At 33.8% G+C, this 17,085-nt stretch carries 21 protein-coding genes, 2 tRNA genes, 1 other RNA gene and 1 pseudogene; 17 read left to right on the forward strand and 8 right to left on the reverse strand.

Translation table 11 applies throughout. The features are described from left to right. Positions 1-82 precede the first annotated feature (82 nt). From ACFE3K_RS01235 to ACFE3K_RS01245, 3 genes are all read right to left on the reverse strand, one after another. Positions 83-664: a ribonuclease HII gene (locus ACFE3K_RS01235; protein ID WP_375359047.1), complete on the reverse strand. Its 582-nt coding sequence runs from the start codon at positions 662-664 to the stop codon at positions 83-85. Positions 665-932: 268 nt separating this feature from the next. Then, the gene (locus ACFE3K_RS01240; protein ID WP_375359048.1) at positions 933-1,442 is read right to left on the reverse strand and encodes an IS630 family transposase; all 510 of its coding nucleotides are present in this window, start codon (positions 1,440-1,442) and stop codon (positions 933-935) included. Further along, complete coding sequence (locus ACFE3K_RS01245; protein ID WP_375358543.1) at positions 1,436-1,936, reverse strand: helix-turn-helix domain-containing protein; 501 nt, start codon at positions 1,934-1,936, stop codon at positions 1,436-1,438. Before ACFE3K_RS01245 ends, ACFE3K_RS01240 begins: the two co-directional genes overlap by 7 nt. Positions 1,937-2,257: 321 nt before the next feature. On the opposite strand from ACFE3K_RS01245, the gene ACFE3K_RS01250 reads away from it, so the two are divergent. Both ACFE3K_RS01250 and rnpB read left to right on the forward strand, forming a co-directional pair. Then, entirely contained in the window at positions 2,258-2,968 is a 711-nt protein-coding gene (locus ACFE3K_RS01250; RefSeq protein WP_375358336.1) for an IS6 family transposase, read from the forward strand. Positions 2,969-3,075: 107 nt separating this feature from the next. Continuing rightward, positions 3,076-3,477, forward strand: an RNA gene (gene rnpB / locus ACFE3K_RS01255) — RNase P RNA component class A. A 46-nt stretch (positions 3,478-3,523) separates the two neighbouring features. Here the strand turns inward: rnpB and ACFE3K_RS01260 are convergent. From ACFE3K_RS01260 to ACFE3K_RS01270, 3 genes are all read right to left on the reverse strand, one after another. After that, positions 3,524-3,835, reverse strand: a complete 312-nt coding sequence (locus ACFE3K_RS01260; RefSeq protein ID WP_375359049.1) for a hypothetical protein — start codon at positions 3,833-3,835, stop codon at positions 3,524-3,526. Then, positions 3,777-4,232 (reverse strand): IS6 family transposase, encoded by a 456-nt coding sequence (locus tag ACFE3K_RS01265; protein WP_375359050.1) that lies wholly within the window; start codon positions 4,230-4,232, stop codon positions 3,777-3,779. The genes ACFE3K_RS01260 and ACFE3K_RS01265 overlap by 59 nt, the downstream gene beginning before the upstream one ends. Before the next feature lie 83 nt (positions 4,233-4,315). Then, on the reverse strand, positions 4,316-4,657 hold the full coding sequence (locus ACFE3K_RS01270; RefSeq protein WP_375359051.1) for a transposase: 342 nt from the start codon (positions 4,655-4,657) through the stop codon (positions 4,316-4,318). Between the two features lie 381 nt (positions 4,658-5,038). On the opposite strand from ACFE3K_RS01270, the gene ACFE3K_RS01275 reads away from it, so the two are divergent. From ACFE3K_RS01275 to hemC, 13 genes and pseudogenes are all read left to right on the forward strand, one after another. Then, a tRNA-Ser gene (locus tag ACFE3K_RS01275) sits at positions 5,039-5,128 on the forward strand. 384 nt (positions 5,129-5,512) lie between these two features. Further along, positions 5,513-6,238, forward strand: a pseudogene (locus tag ACFE3K_RS01280) (IS6 family transposase). 407 nt (positions 6,239-6,645) lie between these two features. Further along, positions 6,646-6,731, forward strand: a tRNA-Leu gene (locus tag ACFE3K_RS01285). Positions 6,732-6,774: 43 nt separating this feature from the next. Beyond that, on the forward strand, positions 6,775-7,338 hold the full coding sequence (locus ACFE3K_RS01290; RefSeq protein ID WP_375359052.1) for a NifU family protein: 564 nt from the start codon (positions 6,775-6,777) through the stop codon (positions 7,336-7,338). Positions 7,339-7,343: 5 nt separating this feature from the next. Next, positions 7,344-7,616: an SDR family NAD(P)-dependent oxidoreductase gene (locus tag ACFE3K_RS01295; RefSeq protein ID WP_375359053.1), complete on the forward strand. Its 273-nt coding sequence runs from the start codon at positions 7,344-7,346 to the stop codon at positions 7,614-7,616. 180 nt (positions 7,617-7,796) lie between these two features. Beyond that, positions 7,797-7,949: a transposase gene (locus ACFE3K_RS01300; RefSeq protein WP_375359054.1), complete on the forward strand. Its 153-nt coding sequence runs from the start codon at positions 7,797-7,799 to the stop codon at positions 7,947-7,949. Beyond that, positions 7,925-8,815 carry a reverse transcriptase domain-containing protein gene (locus tag ACFE3K_RS01305; protein WP_375359055.1) on the forward strand — a complete coding sequence of 297 codons (891 nt, stop codon included), beginning with the start codon at positions 7,925-7,927 and terminating at the stop codon, positions 8,813-8,815. The genes ACFE3K_RS01300 and ACFE3K_RS01305 overlap by 25 nt, the downstream gene beginning before the upstream one ends. Positions 8,816-8,837: 22 nt before the next feature. Next, positions 8,838-9,035, forward strand: a complete 198-nt coding sequence (locus tag ACFE3K_RS01310; RefSeq protein WP_375359443.1) for a transposase — start codon at positions 8,838-8,840, stop codon at positions 9,033-9,035. A 144-nt stretch (positions 9,036-9,179) separates the two neighbouring features. Beyond that, positions 9,180-9,446 (forward strand): phosphotransferase, encoded by a 267-nt coding sequence (locus ACFE3K_RS01315; RefSeq protein ID WP_375359056.1) that lies wholly within the window; start codon positions 9,180-9,182, stop codon positions 9,444-9,446. Positions 9,447-9,963: 517 nt separating this feature from the next. After that, positions 9,964-10,443, forward strand: a complete 480-nt coding sequence (locus ACFE3K_RS01320; protein ID WP_375359057.1) for a helix-turn-helix domain-containing protein — start codon at positions 9,964-9,966, stop codon at positions 10,441-10,443. Continuing rightward, a complete protein-coding gene (locus ACFE3K_RS01325) occupies positions 10,409-10,969 on the forward strand; it encodes an IS630 family transposase (protein WP_375358342.1) in 561 nt (186 codons plus the stop codon). Before ACFE3K_RS01320 ends, ACFE3K_RS01325 begins: the two co-directional genes overlap by 35 nt. 259 nt (positions 10,970-11,228) lie before the next feature. Then, positions 11,229-11,897 (forward strand): transposase, encoded by a 669-nt coding sequence (locus ACFE3K_RS01330; protein WP_375359058.1) that lies wholly within the window; start codon positions 11,229-11,231, stop codon positions 11,895-11,897. A 42-nt stretch (positions 11,898-11,939) separates the two neighbouring features. After that, a complete protein-coding gene (gene hemC / locus ACFE3K_RS01335; RefSeq protein WP_375359059.1) occupies positions 11,940-12,842 on the forward strand; it encodes a hydroxymethylbilane synthase in 903 nt (300 codons plus the stop codon). 129 nt (positions 12,843-12,971) lie between these two features. On the opposite strand, the gene ACFE3K_RS01340 is transcribed toward hemC, so the two are convergent. Both ACFE3K_RS01340 and ACFE3K_RS01345 read right to left on the reverse strand, forming a co-directional pair. Next, complete coding sequence (locus tag ACFE3K_RS01340) at positions 12,972-13,958, reverse strand: LD-carboxypeptidase (RefSeq protein ID WP_375359060.1); 987 nt, start codon at positions 13,956-13,958, stop codon at positions 12,972-12,974. A 332-nt stretch (positions 13,959-14,290) separates the two neighbouring features. Next, positions 14,291-15,001: an IS6 family transposase gene (locus ACFE3K_RS01345; RefSeq protein WP_375359061.1), complete on the reverse strand. Its 711-nt coding sequence runs from the start codon at positions 14,999-15,001 to the stop codon at positions 14,291-14,293. 521 nt (positions 15,002-15,522) lie between these two features. Here ACFE3K_RS01345 and hpf point away from each other — a divergent pair. Both hpf and ACFE3K_RS01355 read left to right on the forward strand, forming a co-directional pair. Further along, positions 15,523-16,107 carry a ribosome hibernation-promoting factor, HPF/YfiA family gene (gene hpf, locus ACFE3K_RS01350; RefSeq protein ID WP_341747248.1) on the forward strand — a complete coding sequence of 195 codons (585 nt, stop codon included), beginning with the start codon at positions 15,523-15,525 and terminating at the stop codon, positions 16,105-16,107. 200 nt (positions 16,108-16,307) lie between these two features. Beyond that, complete coding sequence (locus tag ACFE3K_RS01355) at positions 16,308-17,018, forward strand: IS6 family transposase (RefSeq protein ID WP_375358505.1); 711 nt, start codon at positions 16,308-16,310, stop codon at positions 17,016-17,018. Positions 17,019-17,085 lie beyond the last annotated feature (67 nt).

Consider the following 17,085-nt stretch of genomic DNA (forward strand, 5'->3'; position numbering starts at 1 on the left):
TCTTTTTGATACTATTTTACTTAACTTGACGGTGCCGAGCAGAAGAGTATAATCAAGTTTTTTTAAATAACCCTGTTATAGCCTATAATGTAGAACTTATTATCTTAAAACTTTTTCTATGATAAGGCGAAAGACCGTGAAGGCTTATAGCATTTAAATGTTCTTTAGTACCATAACCGGAGTTTTTGTGCCACATATATTCCGGAAATTCTTTGGCATATTCAAGCATTAAGCGATCTCTAGTAACTTTCGCAATAATAGACGCTGCTCCAATAGAAATTGATAAATTATCGCCATTTATTATACTAATAAATCTTGGATCGTGAAATTTCATGTTACCATCTATTAATACCGTATCCGGTTTAACAGCAAGATTTGCTACTGATATAATACAAGCTTTTTTAGTTGCTTCAAGGATATTAATTATATCTATCTCATCGTGATGCACTATACCAACAGACCAAACATAATTTTGGGTTATTTGTTTATATAACAACTCCCTCATTGTTTTAGTAAGTTTTTTAGAATCTTTGATACCATGTATGATTTTTGTTTGATCAATGATAACAGATGCAGCTACTACAGGACCAACTAGCGGCCCTCTGCCAGCTTCATCTACTCCAGCGACTAATCCTGAATATGTTTGTTCTAATTTAAACATCATGCCTCCCATAAAATGACAGTCTATGTATTTCCACCTTATATATAGTTCCTTATCACCGCTATCACCGGCACCGTCAAGTTAAGTAAAATAGTATCAAAAAGAGCTATATTTTTAGATTTCAGGCAGCAAGAAGTCTTTGAGTGGCTTCGTCCCAAATGGATTTAGCTGATGCAAATGCAATTCTTTGCTCAATTGCTGTTTTATACCAATTATAATAATTAACACGGTGTATTTATCCAATCTCTATACATAATTGATTTTACTAAATCTACATTATGAGCAAGTTGATTCCAAGCGTAACAAGCCATAGTAACGATATCTTCATATACACCATAACATTGGTTAGACAAGAAATGATTTTAATCCATTCCCAAACTTGTTCCATTGCATTAAGTTCCGGTGCATAGGGCGGAAGCGGTATCAAAGTGATATTGCTTGGCACAGTTAGTTTTTTGGCTGTGTGCCAACCTGCATTATCCGTTAGTAAAGCTATATGTCGGTTGCCTTGAATACTGCGAGAAAGCTCTTCTAAGAATTTATTCATTGCCTGTGTGTTTGCATATGGTAAAATTAATGCACAAGCTTCTCCTGTCTCATGGCAAGCAGCTCCGTAAATATATGTTGAAATAAATTGCTGTTGCCGAACTTTACGGGGTCTAGTGCCACGCTTAGCCCATATACGAGTTAAGCTACCTTGTTGCCCAACTCTAGTTTCATCCTGAGACCATATATCAACTTTACATCTATCGATATTTTTTGCTAATAATTTTGTTAACATGTCTGGAAAGTTTTTTTATATCTATTTTGAGTCTCTTGATTTGATTTTGGATGCATTGAACGAGAAGTAATCCAGCTAAAACCAAGGCGGTGCATAGTATTGTAGACTGTTTTTAAAGCACATTTAGCACCATATTCCTCAACTAACATGATATGTAGCTCCTTTCCAGTTATATACCCACCAGTTTTACTTTCACTGAGCGTATTGATTTTATCAAAAATAGCAGACTCTTGTATACTGTTAATCTTCCTAGGGGCACCGCTTCTTTGTGATTCAAATAATCCTTCAAAACCATGATTCCTAAATCTTCTGAGCGATGATTGCACAGTTTTCCAGTGTGACTTCACTATTTCAGATATGGCTTTAAAAGATTTGCCTAATTGAAGGTGATACATCGCCAATAAACGTATACGATTTCGACCATGCGGCTCATGTTTCATCATTTTTATAAAATCATGACCATGAAAACCTTGTGGTAATATTAACCTAGCCATTTGAGTACCTTTTATCAGTTAAAAACCCATCTTAGACCACTGCGTTAATTATTGCAATTGGTATAACCAATGTTATGGTGTATATGAAGATATTGTTACTATGGCTTGTTACGCTTGGAATCAACTTGCTCATAATGTAGATTTAGTAAAATCAATTATGTATAGAGATTGGATAAATACACCGTGTTAATTATTGCAATTAGCATTACTATATCTTCCAACGGCACCGTCAAGTTAAGAGAAATGTAAATTAAGTATTGAGCAAATGTAGGGAATAATTTATAGATTATCAGTGACAATTGTTACCTAAATTTCAGTGCTATGTGTATTATTCAATCCCCAAAGAGACATCGTTTTCCAGTAATCATTATTAGCCATGCAGTATGGTTATATCATCGATTCAATAATAGTTACAGAGATGTACAAGAACAGATGGCCTATCGAGGTATTATTTTAAGTCATGAGACAGTAAGATTTTGGTGCAATAAATTTGCGGTTTATTTTCAAGATGTTATCAGAAAGCGAGAGAGGAAACCAACTGATAAATGGCATTTAGATGAGATGAATATTAAGATTCAAGTCGAGGTATTGATATTATGGAGAGCTGTTGACTCTGAGGGGCATGAATTAGAAGTATTACTGCAGAAGCGTCGTAACAAAAAATCAGCTATTCGTTTTTTATCAAAATTATTGGGTCATTATCCAGCTCCAAGAGTAATTGTTACTGATAAGCTCAGAAGTTACATTAAGCCGATTAAGCTTATGTGCCCTAAAACTGAGCATCGCACTCATAAAAGACTAAATAATCGTGTTGAGAATGCTCATCAACCAACTAGGCGCAACGAGAAGATATTAATTAAATTTAAGCATCCTAATTCAGCCCACTGTAAATTATCACTGATGGGAAAAGTCAGAAATATATTTGCCGTAAATGTTGGAAGATATAGTAAAACAGCAATTGAGCAAAGAATTGCATTTGCATCAGCTAAATCCATTTGGGACGAAGCCACTCAAAGACTTCTTGCTGCCTGAAATCTAAAAATATAGCTCTTTTTGATACTATTTTACTTAACTTGACGGTGCCACAGAACCTAGTAAAAAAAATCATTGACGAGAAAATGATATTAAAACATAATCATCTCGATGGTCGTGCAGTTGCGTAAAAATCTATACTAGAATTTACGAGGAAAGTCCGGACTCTACAGAGATATGGTGCTGGTTAACGTCCAGCGGAAGAGTAATCTTTTAGGGAAAGTGCCGCAGAAAATATACCGCCAAAATTTGTTATCAAATTTTGGTAAGGGTGAAATGGTATGGTAAGAGCATACCGGTAGGTTGGTAACAAGCTACGCATGGTAAACCCCACCAAGAGCAAGATCAAATAGGCATTACAGAACTTACCTGTTCCTAGGCATCTCTGACTAGAAGTAATGTGGGTGGATCGCTTGAGATAAATGGTAATATTTATCCTAGATAAATAACTGCAGTAGATAATAGAAATATTATTTATACAAAATCCGGCTTATAGACCATCAGGCACCGTCAAGTTAAGTAAAATAGTATCAAAAAGAGCTATATTTTTAGATTTCAGGCAGCAAGAAGTCTTTGAGTGGCTTCGTCCCAAATGGATTTAGCTGATGCAAATGCAATTCTTTGCTCAATTGCTGTTTTACTATATCTTCCAACATTTACGGCAAATATATTTCTGACTTTTCCCATCAGTGATAATTTACAGTGGGCTGAATTAGGATGCTTAAATTTAATTAATATCTTCTCGTTGCGCCTAGTTGGTTGATGAGCATTCTCAACACGATTATTTAGTCTTTTATGAGTGCGATGCTCATTTAGGGCACATAAGCTTAATCGGCTTAATGTAACTTCTGAGCTTATCAGTAACAATTACTCTTGGAGCTGGATAATGACCCAATAATTTTGATAAAAAACGAATAGCTGATTTTTTATTACGACGCTTCTGCAGTAATACTTCTAATTCATGCCCCTCAGAGTCAACAGCTCTCCATAATATCAATACCTCGCCTTTAATCTTAATATTCATCTCATCTAAATGCCATTTATCAGTTGGTTTCCTCTCTCGCTTTCTGATAACATCTTGAAAATAAACCGCAAATTTATTGCACCAAAATCTTACTGTCTCATGACTTAAAATAATACCTCGATAGGCCATCTGTTCTTGTACATCTCTGTAACTATTATTGAATCGATGATATAACCATACTGCATAGCTAATAATGCTTACTGGAAAACGATGTCTCTTTGGGGATTGAATAATACACATAGCACTGAAATTTAGGTAACAATTGTCACTGATAATCTATAAATTATTCCCTACATTTGCTCAATACTTAATTTACATTTCTCTTAACTTGACGGTGCCTTCTGCAGTAATACTTCTAATTCATGCCCCTCAGAGTCAACAGCTCTCCATAATATAAATACCTCGCCTTTAATCTTAATATTCATCTCATCTAAATGCCATTTATCAGTTGGTTTTCTCTCTCGCTTTCTGATAACATCTTGAAAATAAACCGCAAATTTATTGCACCAAAATCTTACTGTCTCATGACTTAAAATAATACCTCGATAGGCCATCTGTTCTTGTACATCTCTGTAACTATTATTGAATCGATGATATAACCATACTGCATGGCTAATAATGATTACTGGAAAACGATGTCTCTTTGGGGATTGAATAATACACATAGCACTGAAATTTAGGTAACAATTGTTACTGATAATCTATAAATTATTCCCTACATTTGCTCAATACTTAATTTACATTTCTCTTAACTTGACGGTGCCTTGTAGACTGTTTTTAAAGCACATTTAGCACCATATTCCTCAAGTAACATGATATGTAGCTCTTTTCCAGTTATATACCCACCAGTTTTACTTTTACTGAGCGTATTGATTTTATCAAAAAGAGCAGATTCTTGTATAGTGTTAATCTTCCTAGGGGTACCGCTTCTTTGTGATTCAAATAATCCTTCAAAACCTGGATAAATACACCATGTTAATTATTATAATTGGTATTATAAACATTTATACTTGAATTTTTTTAATCTATCTGATATGTATTACTTTGGATAGGTGTCCGAGTGGTTTAAGGATCTAGTCTTGAAAACTAGCGTGTGGGCAACCGTACCGTGGGTTCGAATCCCACCCTATCCGCCACTGTGGTACAAGTCATCGTTTTTTTAAAAATATCGAAAGGGAAACGTAGAGAGGTCTCAAGTTTTTTGCTCCTGACGTTTAAGGTTCTGAAATACGAAATTTATCATTTTGCGTTTTTGAGGGCTTTCAGAACCTTTAAAAGTTTCATAGGCTTCAGATGCTAGAGTTATCAGCGTTGTAGCGGTATCAGTAAATTGATCGTCTGCTTCCTCATACACTTTAATTAAACGAGCAATTTCATATTGGCGATGGCACCGTCAAGTTAAGTAAAATAGTATCAAAAAGGGCACCGTCAAGTTAAGAGAAATGTAAATTAAGTATTGAGCAAATGTAGGGAATAATTTATAGATTATCAGTAACAATTGTTACCTAAATTTCAGTGCTATGTGTATTATTCAATCCCCAAAGAGACATCGTTTTCCAGTAAGCATTATTAGCCATGCAGTATGGTTATATCATCGATTCAATAATAGTTACAGAGATGTACAAGAACAGATGGCCTATCGAGGTATTATTTTAAGTCATGAGACAGTAAGATTTTGGTGCAATAAATTTGCGGTTTATTTTCAAGATGTTATCAGAAAGCGAGAGAGGAAACCAACTGATAAATGGCATTTAGATGAGATGAATATTAAGATTCAAGTCGAGGTATTGATATTATGGAGAGCTGTTGACTCTGAGGGGCATGAATTAGAAGTATTACTGCAGAAGCGTCGTAACAAAAAATCAGCTATTCGTTTTTTATCAAAATGATTGTGTCATTATCCAGCTCCAAGAGTAATTGTTACTGATAAGCTCAGAAGTTACATTAAGCCGATTCAGCTTATGTGCCCTAAAACTGAGCATCGCACTCATAAAAGACTAAATAATCGTGTTGAGAATGCTCATCAACCAACTAGGCGCAACGAGAAGATATTAATTAAATTTAAGCATCCTAATTCAGCCCACTGTAAATTATCACTGATGGGAAAAGTCAGAAATATATTTGCCGTAAATGTTGGAAGATATAGTAAAACAGCAATTGAGCAAAGAATTGCATTTGCATCAGCTAAATCCATTTTGGACGAAGCCACTCAAAGACTTCTTGCTGCCTGCAATCTCAAAATATAGCTCTTTTTGATACTATTTTACTTAACTTGACGGTGCTCAAAAAATTACTGAAAAAATTTGTTTGGAAAAGCTTAGTCAAGAATAAATATATGATATATTCTGTAACAAAAGGCATAGTACCCTACATTTTTCTATAATCGTCAAGCAAGGCTCTTTAGATGCCGTGGCGATCTAGGTAAACAGCAAAGCTGTTTTTTTAGAGTAACGTTTCGCGTATTCTAGATTGCCACGTCGGCGATTTCATCGCCTCCTAGCAATGACGGTTTTTTGGCTGAAACCTTTCCGGTTTAGCTATATACTCGATGAAAATCAAGAAGAAATGAGGTTTTATAGTAAAAATACTTGCTTTTTAACGTTTTTTTTATTAGTCTGTGCAATCTTCATAGAGTCTAAAATAACCTGACCTTGCCCGCGTGATGGAATGGTAGACATAACGGACTTAAAATCCGTGGGGTGCAAACCCTTGCCAGTTCAAGTCTGGCCGCGGGTACCATTCATTTTTATCAAGATAATTCTTTTTATTGAGGAAAAAGTATATGTTTATTCAAACTGAAATTACTCCTAATCCTAATGCGATAAAATTTTTCCCTAACATACCTGTTAGCCCTAATGGACCGGTTCATTTTAGTAATCTTGATGAGGCAAAAGGTAAAAGCAGGTTAGTAGTTCAATTATTTAGTATAAATAACGTAAAATCTGTATTTTTTGGTAGTGATTTTATTACCGTTACTAAAGAAGAAGAAAGTGATTGGCTAGTTTTAAAACCTGAAATTTTGATGATTATTATGGATCATTTTACTGCTGGTTTTACTGCTTTTGATGGAGAAAATGGTCAATCTGCCATAAATAATTCTGACGAGATGTCTGAAATCGAACAACAGATTGTAGAAATTATTGAAACACGTGTACGTCCTTCGGTTGCCATGGATGGAGGTGATATAATATATCTAGGATTTGAAAATGGAGTGGTAAAATTAGAACTTCGTGGAGCTTGCCAAGGTTGTCCTAGTTCGGCTATTACTTTAAAGAATGGTATTGAATCAATGCTTAAACATTTTATCCCCGAGGTAGAATCTGTTGAAGCTGTAGACGAGTTATAGATATTATGTCAAAGTTAGCAGTAGTTACAGGGGGAACAAGGGGGATAGGCAAGGCTATTACTATAGCATTAAGGGATATAAGCTTTACCGTTGTAGCAAATTTTTATAGTGATTACCAAGCTGCTAAAGATTTTAATGAAAATTATTCTATTAAAACTAAGCAATGGAATACAGCAAATTATGCTGAATGTTTTAGGTCAATAAAGGAACTTGAAAATGAATTTGGTCATCCAGTAAGTGTCCTAGTGAATAATGCTGGTATTACTAGGTTCTGTTGACAAAAATTATAGTTAGGCAAGAGGAATAAAAAGTTGCCATAGTAAGAAGAAATGGTAGTTGCTAGTTATCAAAAAAAGGAACTACCAATATGAAGTATTACATAGAAGAACAAGCATGGGAAGTAATGTTATCATTTTTTTAAGGAAAGAAATGGTATACACAACAAGAATGAAGAAAAAATGAGACATTTTATTGAAGCAATATGGTTTATTGTTAGGACAGGTTGCCAATGGCGTCTTCTAGCTGATGATTATGGTTGTTGGTACAGTATTTATCGCAGATTTAAGAGATGGGTTGACAAAGGTATATGGGAGGATTTAAAAGAATATTAGACAAGAATTTTATGTGGCTAATAAGAAGACTTTTAAAAGCTGGAGCAACTAAGGATGGTGTTGTTAGTAGCAGTGATCAAGGTATACTGCAAGGCTCAGTAGCAAGTCCAATACTTGCAAATATTTACTTACATTATGTCTTAGATCTATGGTTTGAGAAAGTCTTTAAGTCAAAAGCTAAAGGCTATGTTGAGTTAATAAGATACTGTGATGATTATGTGGTGTGTTGTGAAAGTGCTAAAGATGCAGAAGAATTTTTAAACTTACTACAAGAGAGGCTAAAAGGTTTGGGATTAAGCATATCAGAAGAGAAAACAAGGAAGGTTAAGTTTGGTAGACGACCTTGGCAACTAGCAAGTAAAAGGAAAGAGAAAGTGGAGACATTTAACTTTCTTGGTTTTACTCACTATTGTGGAAAAAGTAGGCAAGGATACTTTGTAATGGGTCATAAGACAATGAAGAGTAGCTTTGCAAGAAAACTAAAAGAAACTCAAGAATGGTTAAAGTCAATAAGATCGCAAATAGCTTTGAAAGAATGGTGGCCAACACTAAAATCAAAACTAACAGGACATTATAATTATGTTGGTATTAGCGGTAATTTTCAATCGATCTCTAAGTTTTACTATAGAACTGTACAAATGGTACATAAGTGGATAAACCGAAGAGGTAGTAGAAAAGTAAGCTATAAATGGTTTAAAAACTATTTGCAGTGGAATCCGCTACCAATGCCAAAAATAAAGTTTTCTTTATATGGTACTACTTCAAAGCAGAATAGCTATATTGAAGAGCCGTGTGTGGGAAAACCACAAGCACGGTTCTGTGAGGGCTATCATAGCAATGAAACTTTATTAATTAAAGGATGGTAAGAGCTATGATTTCTACTCGGCTATAACTCAAGCGGGAAATCTTACTCAAGATGTTCAGAATACGACTGTGATAGCCGATAAAGGATACGATAGTAGTGCATTTGTAGAAAGTTTAGAAAATAAGGGGTGTGAGATTGTTATACCACCAAAATCTAACCGTAAAGTACAACGTGAATATGATAAACATACTTATAAGGAACGATATTTAATTGAGTGCTGATTTGGTAAAATCAAACATTTTAGGCGTATATTTTCTAGATTTGATAAGGCTCCAGCCACTTTCTTAGCTTTTCTAAATTTCGTTGGAACTTTAATATGGTTACGTTATAATTTTTGTCAACAGAACCTAGTACAAGGAGGAAAGTTGAGTGCTGTCATTGATTTTGGAGGGCTAGGGATCGGCGACCCAGCCTGTGATTTGGCGATTACTTGGACGTTATTTCAAGGAAGAAGTCGGGAAATCTTTCGGACAATGCTTCCATTAGACGCCGGCACTTGGACTCGCGGTCGTGCATGGACATTATGGAAGGCCTTAATTATCGCAGCAGACCTCCCGGGTACAAATACTGCAGAATTCACAAAATCATGGCGTGTTATTGATGAAGTACTTACAGATTACAGGCATAACTAAACAATGTTATGAATAGCAAAAATAGGACATAGAAGTAATTTCTATATTAGCCCTCTTATGTAACCTAAAATAAATGATCATGATGATAAAAATAATCTTTATCAATAGAATATATGTAATTACAAGATTTTGGAGATAATGAGTTTTGTAGATTAACAGTAATAAAAAGATCTGCATTTGAGAAAATAGCTAGGTTCTTATATCTTACAAATGTGTTATAAGTAATTAAAGAGGGTGACTTGAATAGACCTTGACTAAAATAGTCGCTAAGAGAATAAGTACCCTCTTTTTGGTAGTTTACCTTGAACAAATTGCAGAAGGTGGTCTTAAAAAGAGCAGCCTTGCACAATAAGAAGAAGGAGATTATATCATGAATAAAATAATAGGTCTAGACGTAAGTAATACTAATTGTAATAATTAACACGGTGTTATAAAATGGGTTTTTAACTGATAAATAGGTACTCAAATAGCTAGGTTAATATTACCGCAAGGTTTTGAAGGTCATGATTTTATAAAAATGATGAAACATGAGCCGCATGGTCGAAATCGTATACGTTTATTGTCGATGTATCACCTTCAATTAGGCAAATCTTTTAAAGCCATATCTAAAATAGTGAAGTCACACTGGAAAACTGTGCAATCATGGCTCAGAAGATTTAGGAATCATGGTTTTGAAGGATTATTTGAATCACAAAGAAGCGCTGCCCCTAGGAAGATTAACAGTATACAAGAGTCTGCTATTTTTGATAAAATCAATACGCTCAGTGAAAGTAAAACTGGTGGGTATATAACTGGAAAAGAGCTACATATCATGTTACTTGAGGAATATGGTGCTAAATGTGCTTTAAAAACAGTCTACAATACTATGCACCGCCTTGGTTTTAGAGCTGGATTACTTCTCGTTCAATGCATCCAAAATCAAATCAAGAGACTCAAAATAGATATAAAAAAACTTTCCAGACATGTTAACAAAATTATTAGCAAAAAATATCGATAGATGTAAAGTTGATATATGGTCTCAGGATGAAACTAGAGTTGGGCAACAAGGTAGCTTAACTCGTATATGGGCTAAGCGTGGCACTAGACCCCGTAAAGTTCGGCAACAGCAATTTATTTCAACATATATTTACGGAGCTGCTTGCCATGAGACAGGAGAAGCTTGTGCATTAATTTTACCATATGCAAACACACAGGCAATGAATAAATTCTTAGAAGAGCTTTCTCGCAGTATTCAAGGCAACCGACATATAGCTTTACTAACGGATAATGCAGGTTGGCACACAGCCAAAAAACTAACTGTGCCAAGCAATATCACTTTGATACCGCTTCCGCCCTATGCACCGGAACTTAATGCAATGGAACAAGTTTGGGAATGGATTAAAAATCATTTCTTGTCTAACCAATGTTATGGTGTATATGAAGATATCGTTACTATGGCTTGTTACGCTTGGAATCAACTTGCTCATAATGTAGATTTAGTAAAATCAATTATGTATAGAGATTGGATAAATACACCGTGTTAATTATTGCAATTGGTATAAAAACTGGCTTGATATATGTGTATATAATACAAGAGATAAACCTAAATATCATCGTTTTGCCAATGATGCAGCTGGTCATGAAGAGATGATTAAATTAGCAAAAGAGCAAGAGATTAAGCTAATAATATGTGAACCTACTGGAGGATACGAAGCTGAGATTTGTCAAAAGCTGGATAATAATAACCAATAAATACATAAGGTCAATACATATAGTTTTAATTCTTTTAGTAAATCGGTGAATTTGTGTAAAACTGATAGGAAGGATGCATTTAAATTAGCATATTATGCGGATAAGATGCAGCTTTCAGAGAATTATATATATCAAGTTGAATCAGAGACTTTGAAGAGATGTCAACAAAGACGAGAAGATTTAGTATTAATGCTTAGCAATGAAAAGAAAAGACTACATCATAGCATTGATGGTATTGATAAAGAGAGTATAGAAAAACACATTAAATTTTTACAAAATGAAATAGCTGAGCTTGATAAAAAGTTAAACAAAACAATAGATGAATCAGAAGAGTTAAAAGAGAAGGTAAAAATATTAGAGACTGTACCTGGTATTGGTAAATGTTTAGGTACAAAACTAATTAGTTTTGTACCTGAATTAGGAGATAGAAATTATAGTAGCAATGAATTGTCATCAATTGTTGGTATAGCTCCATATGCTTGTGATAGTGGTAATAAGCAAGGACAAAGATTTATTCGAGGAGGCAGGAAAATACCTAGAGATACTTTATACATGGCAGTATTAGCTGGTAAGAATGGTTTCCAATATTTAAAAATTTTATATGATAGGCTTGTTAATAATTTTAAACCTAAGAAAGTTGCGATAGTTGCTTGTATGCGTAAGTTACTTGAAGTGTGCCATAAACTTATTCAACAAAAACGTGTTTTTGTTATTAAATAATATTTATCTATTTTTATAAAATTTAGATAAAAGATAATTGCTATGAAGAAAGTAATAAAAATAGGTACAAGAAGAAGTCCTTTGGCTTTAATACAGACAAATTTAGTAGTAGACCAAATTAAAATTCATTATCCAAACATAATTTATGAAATAGTTCCAATAATTACCTCTGGTGATTTGATTAAGGATAAAAATCTGTATGATATAGGTGGCAAAGCTTTATTTTTAAAAGAAATAGAAAATGCTCTTATAAATGGCGAAATTGACTTAGCTGTACATTCCTTAAAAGACATACCTTGCAAACTACCGTCAGAATTGATGATATGTGCTGTACTTGAGAGAGAAGATGCACGAGATGTATTTGTCTGCTTAGATTATAAATCAATAGAAGAACTGCCTTTTGCTAGTAAGGTAGGTACATCTTCAGTTCGTAGAAAAATCCTAATACAAAGAAAAAGACTTGATTTAAAAATTGTTACTTTTAGAGGAAATGTTGATTCAAGAATAAAAAAATTAATGCAAGGTGATGTTGATGCAACCATTTTAGCTTATAGTGGTTTAAAAAGATTAGGACTATTTAATACACAATATTGCCACTTAATAGAGACAAAAGAGATGTTACCATCTGTAGGTCAGGGAGTTATAGCGGTAGAGATAAGAAAAAATGATAATAAAATGCAAGAAATATGTAATAAAATTAACCATCTTGAAACATGGGAGCTAATGCAAGCTGGAAGGGCATTTGTGGAATATTTAGATGCAAATTGTAAAACTCCTATAGCTGCTTATTCAACATATATAGGTAATGATATTCATACAGAGTTTATGCTTTCTGATTTTGACGGGAGTAAAATAGTTTTTCATAGCGACATTTCTAAACCAAAAGATTGTAAAAATTCTGGCATACAGGCTGCAAAAACTTTGATGTTAGCTATAGTGAATTGAGGAAAATTTGGTAACGTCGTCTTCGATCCTTCGCCTATTACATATAGGTGTCGCTCCATCGCTCCTGCTACTCAATTCTCTTCAATTGACTATAGGCTAAAACCTTCTTGGGTTAACTTAGAATTATTCTTAATAGCATTTCATTATTAATTCGAACTGGTTATCATTAGAAGGAATAATTTTTGTACTAGTATTGTAAATAATTGGATCATTAATTTGCTCGTGACCAAACCTATTAGTCTTAAATACTGGAATTTTTAAGGTTGCTGCAAAATCAGTAAGAACAGTAATGATACTCTTACCATCACCTCCACAAGTCCCAAATATTATAGCATTTACATGATCTAGCAGCCTTGCTTGTTTTAAATGATATAAAATGCGATCTAGCTGATATGGTTTTATGTCAACATCTTCCAAAAAAAGAATCTTATCTCCTGTTTTTATTTGCCATGATGTACCTATAGATGTTTGTACAATGGTTAGATTACCGCCAGTAAGATTACCTGTAACAATTTTGCTAGATTTTGCAGCATGGTTGATTGCTGATAACCCTTTAATTTTAGCTAGAGTTTCTTTACCAGAAATTATTTTTGCTATTTTTATAAAATTCTGATGATCTCTTGTTGGATTAAATATTTCAATGATTCCGTTACCATGAATTGTCTTCCATCCCCATTCTTGAGAAAAGAAAATATGTAAAGCAGTCATATCACTAAACCCTATAAAAAACTTTTCCTTTATAGGTTTTTTCATGCGTTGTAAATCAGGAATCAATTTTGCTGAACCATATCCCCCACGAAGTGTCCATATTACATCATTTGATTGATCCAGTAACGCGTTTTCTAAACACGATAACCTTGTTCTATTGTCGGTAGAATGAAATAAGCTTTTTCCTCCAAAGCAACTATTTGGAATATCTAGTTTCAATGAAGTAATATTTTTTAAATTAGATAATAATTCACTGCTTACCCCTGAGGCAGGAGCAACAACAGTAATTTTTGTATCTTTCAATAAACTAATAAATTCCTTATTATTTTTGTTAAAGTCTAGATTCAAAAATGCTGATAATAACATAAAAACAACTGGTAGGAGGATTATACAAATATTACTTCTCATCAAGCATAGCCTATTTATGATATGGATGGTTTTCTATTATAGTCTGAATTTTATCATTGATTAATTAATTTGATTATACACGATAAAAGTTATGCACTAAGTAAAAATGAGTCAATGGCATTAATATTTTTTCTATTTACAATTAATACCAATTGCAATAATTAACACGGTGTATTTATCCAATCTCTATACATAATTGATTTTACTAAATCTACATTATGAGCAAGTTGATTCCAAGCGTAACAAGCCATAGTAACGATATCTTCATATACACCATAAGGCCACCGTCAAGTTAAGTAAAATAGTATCAAAAAGAGCTATATTTTTAGATTTCAGGCAGCAAGAAGTCTTTGAGTGGCTTCGTCCAAAATGGATTTAGCTGATGCAAATGCAATTCTTTGCTCAATTGCTGTTTTACTATATCTTCCAACATTTACGGCAAATATATTTCTGACTTTTCCCATCAGTGATAATTTACAGTGGGCTGAATTAGGATGCTTAAATTTAATTAATATCTTCTCGTTGCGCCTAGTTGGTTGATGAGCATTCTCAACACGATTATTTAGTCTTTTATGAGTGCGATGCTCAGTTTTAGGGCACATAAGCTTAATCGGCTTAATGTAACTTCTGAGCTTATCAGTAACAATTACTCTTGGAGCTGGATAATGACCCAATAATTTTGATAAAAAACGAATAGCTGATTTTTTATTACGACGCTTCTGCAGTAATACTTCTAATTCATGCCCCTCAGAGTCAACAGCTCTCCATAATATAAATACCTCGCCTTTAATCTTAATATTCATCTCATCTAAATGCCATTTATCAGTTGGTTTCCTCTCTCGCTTTCTGATAACATCTTGAAAATAAACCGCAAATTTATTGCACCAAAATCTTACTGTCTCATGACTTAAAATAATACCTCGATAGGCCATCTGTTCTTGTACATCTCTGTAACTATTATTGAATCGATGATATAACCATACTGCATGGCTAATAATGCTTACTGGAAAACGATGTCTCTTTGGGGATTGAATAATACACATAGCACTGAAATTTAGGTAACAATTATCACTGATAATCTATAAATTATTCCCTACATTTGCTCAATACTTAATTTACATTTCTCTTAACTTGACGGTGCCATAAAATGTTACAATTTAGGTAAAATTACGGTCAAATAATCGCTTTTTAACTGAACAAGATTTTAAAAAAGCAATTTAAAGTAAGTATATATAAGCTTACATTCTATTTAACGCAATTATCAAGCCACAATTATCAAGCCATTATGAAAATTTCAAAATAATGGCTTGAAATTCACATGATTATGCATTAGTTGTATAGATAGGTAGTTGGGTATATGCTAGCTCTTTTCTATTATATACTCGGTGAACTTCAAGAATTGGCGTTGTCGTGTCTAAAGATCTCCGCTGCTCACGTACTAATGTACGCTCCGCTGCTCGACTTTGACACTCCTAGCTCTTCTTGAAGTTGACCTTCGTCTACCAACTCTTCATTTACGAGCAGTATATATAATATTTGACTTAACTAAATTAAAGAGGATTTAATGCAAATATCAGTATCAGGTCAACATATTTCTATTGGGAATTCTTTGCAAGATTATGTAAGAAACCGTACTATGCAGGTGTCAGAAAAGTATTTTTGTGATGTAATAATTAGTGCAAACGTGCATTTTTCTAAACAAGGATTTCAACTAGTTTGTGATATTGTCGTGAATGATGGTACAGGCAGACATATGATATTGAAAGGTAACGCTGCTTCAGATGACATATATTCAGCGTTTGATATTGCTCTTGCTAGGCTTGAAAAGCAGCTTAGAAAGTATAAATCTAAGCTCAAGGATCGTCATGATAGAGTTAAAATATCCGAAGTAACATCTAAAGCAGTTAAATATACTATAACACCCAATCAATATGAACATGAAGACGAAGATAATGTGGCAGCATATGATAATCCTGTAATTATAGCAGAAAAATCTGTAGAAATATTAACTCTATCAGTAAGTGGAGCAGTGATGAAAATGGATCTTGAGAACCTTCCTGCTTTAATGTTTCAAAATAGTCATACTAATCGCATGAATGTAGTTTATTACCGTCGGGATGGGAATATATCTTGGATAGATTCCAAATAAATTCTTGCTGCTTATATACTCAGGTAGAACTTCAAGAATTGGCGTTGTCGTGTCTAAAGATATCCGCGGCACCGTCAGTTAAGTAAAATAGTATCAAAAAGGGCACCGTCAAGTTAAGAGAAATATAAATTAAGTATTGAGCAAATGTAGGGAATAATTTATAGATTATCAGTAACAATTGTTACCTAAATTTCAGTGCTATGTGTATTATTCAATCCCCAAAGAGACATCGTTTTCCAGTAATCATTATTAGCCATGCAGTATGGTTATATCATCGATTCAATAATAGTTACAGAGATGTACAAGAACAGATGGCCTATCGAGGTATTATTTTAAGTCATGAGACAGTAAGATTTTGGTGCAATAAATTTGCGGTTTATTTTCAAGATGTTATCAGAAAGCGAGAGAGGAAACCAACTGATAAATGGCATTTAGATGAGATGAATATTAAGATTAAAGGCGAGGTATTGATATTATGGAGAGCTGTTGACTCTGAGGGGCATGAATTAGAAGTATTACTGCAGAAGCGTCGTAACAAAAAATCAGCTATTCGTTTTTTATCAAAATTATTGGGTCATTATCCAGCTCCAAGAGTAATTGTTACTGATAAGCTCAGAAGTTACATTAAGCCGATTAAGCTTATGTGCCCTAAAACTGAGCATCGCACTCATAAAAGACTAAATAATCGTGTTGAGAATGCTCATCAACCAACTAGGCGCAACGAGAAGATATTAATTAAATTTAAGCATCCTAATTCAGCCCACTGTAAATTATCACTGATGGGAAAAGTCAGAAATATATTTGCCGTAAATGTTGGAAGATATAGTAAAACAGCAATTGAGCAAAGAATTGCATTTGCATCAGCTAAATCCATTTGGGACGAAGCCACTCAAAGACTTCTTGCTGCCTGAAATCTAAAAATATAGCTCTTTTTGATACTATTTTACTTAACTTGACGGTGCCACTTAAATTATTCTA

This window comes from Candidatus Tisiphia endosymbiont of Neophilaenus lineatus, from assembly GCF_964264975.1.
In the GTDB taxonomy this organism is placed as follows: domain Bacteria; phylum Pseudomonadota; class Alphaproteobacteria; order Rickettsiales; family Rickettsiaceae; genus Tisiphia.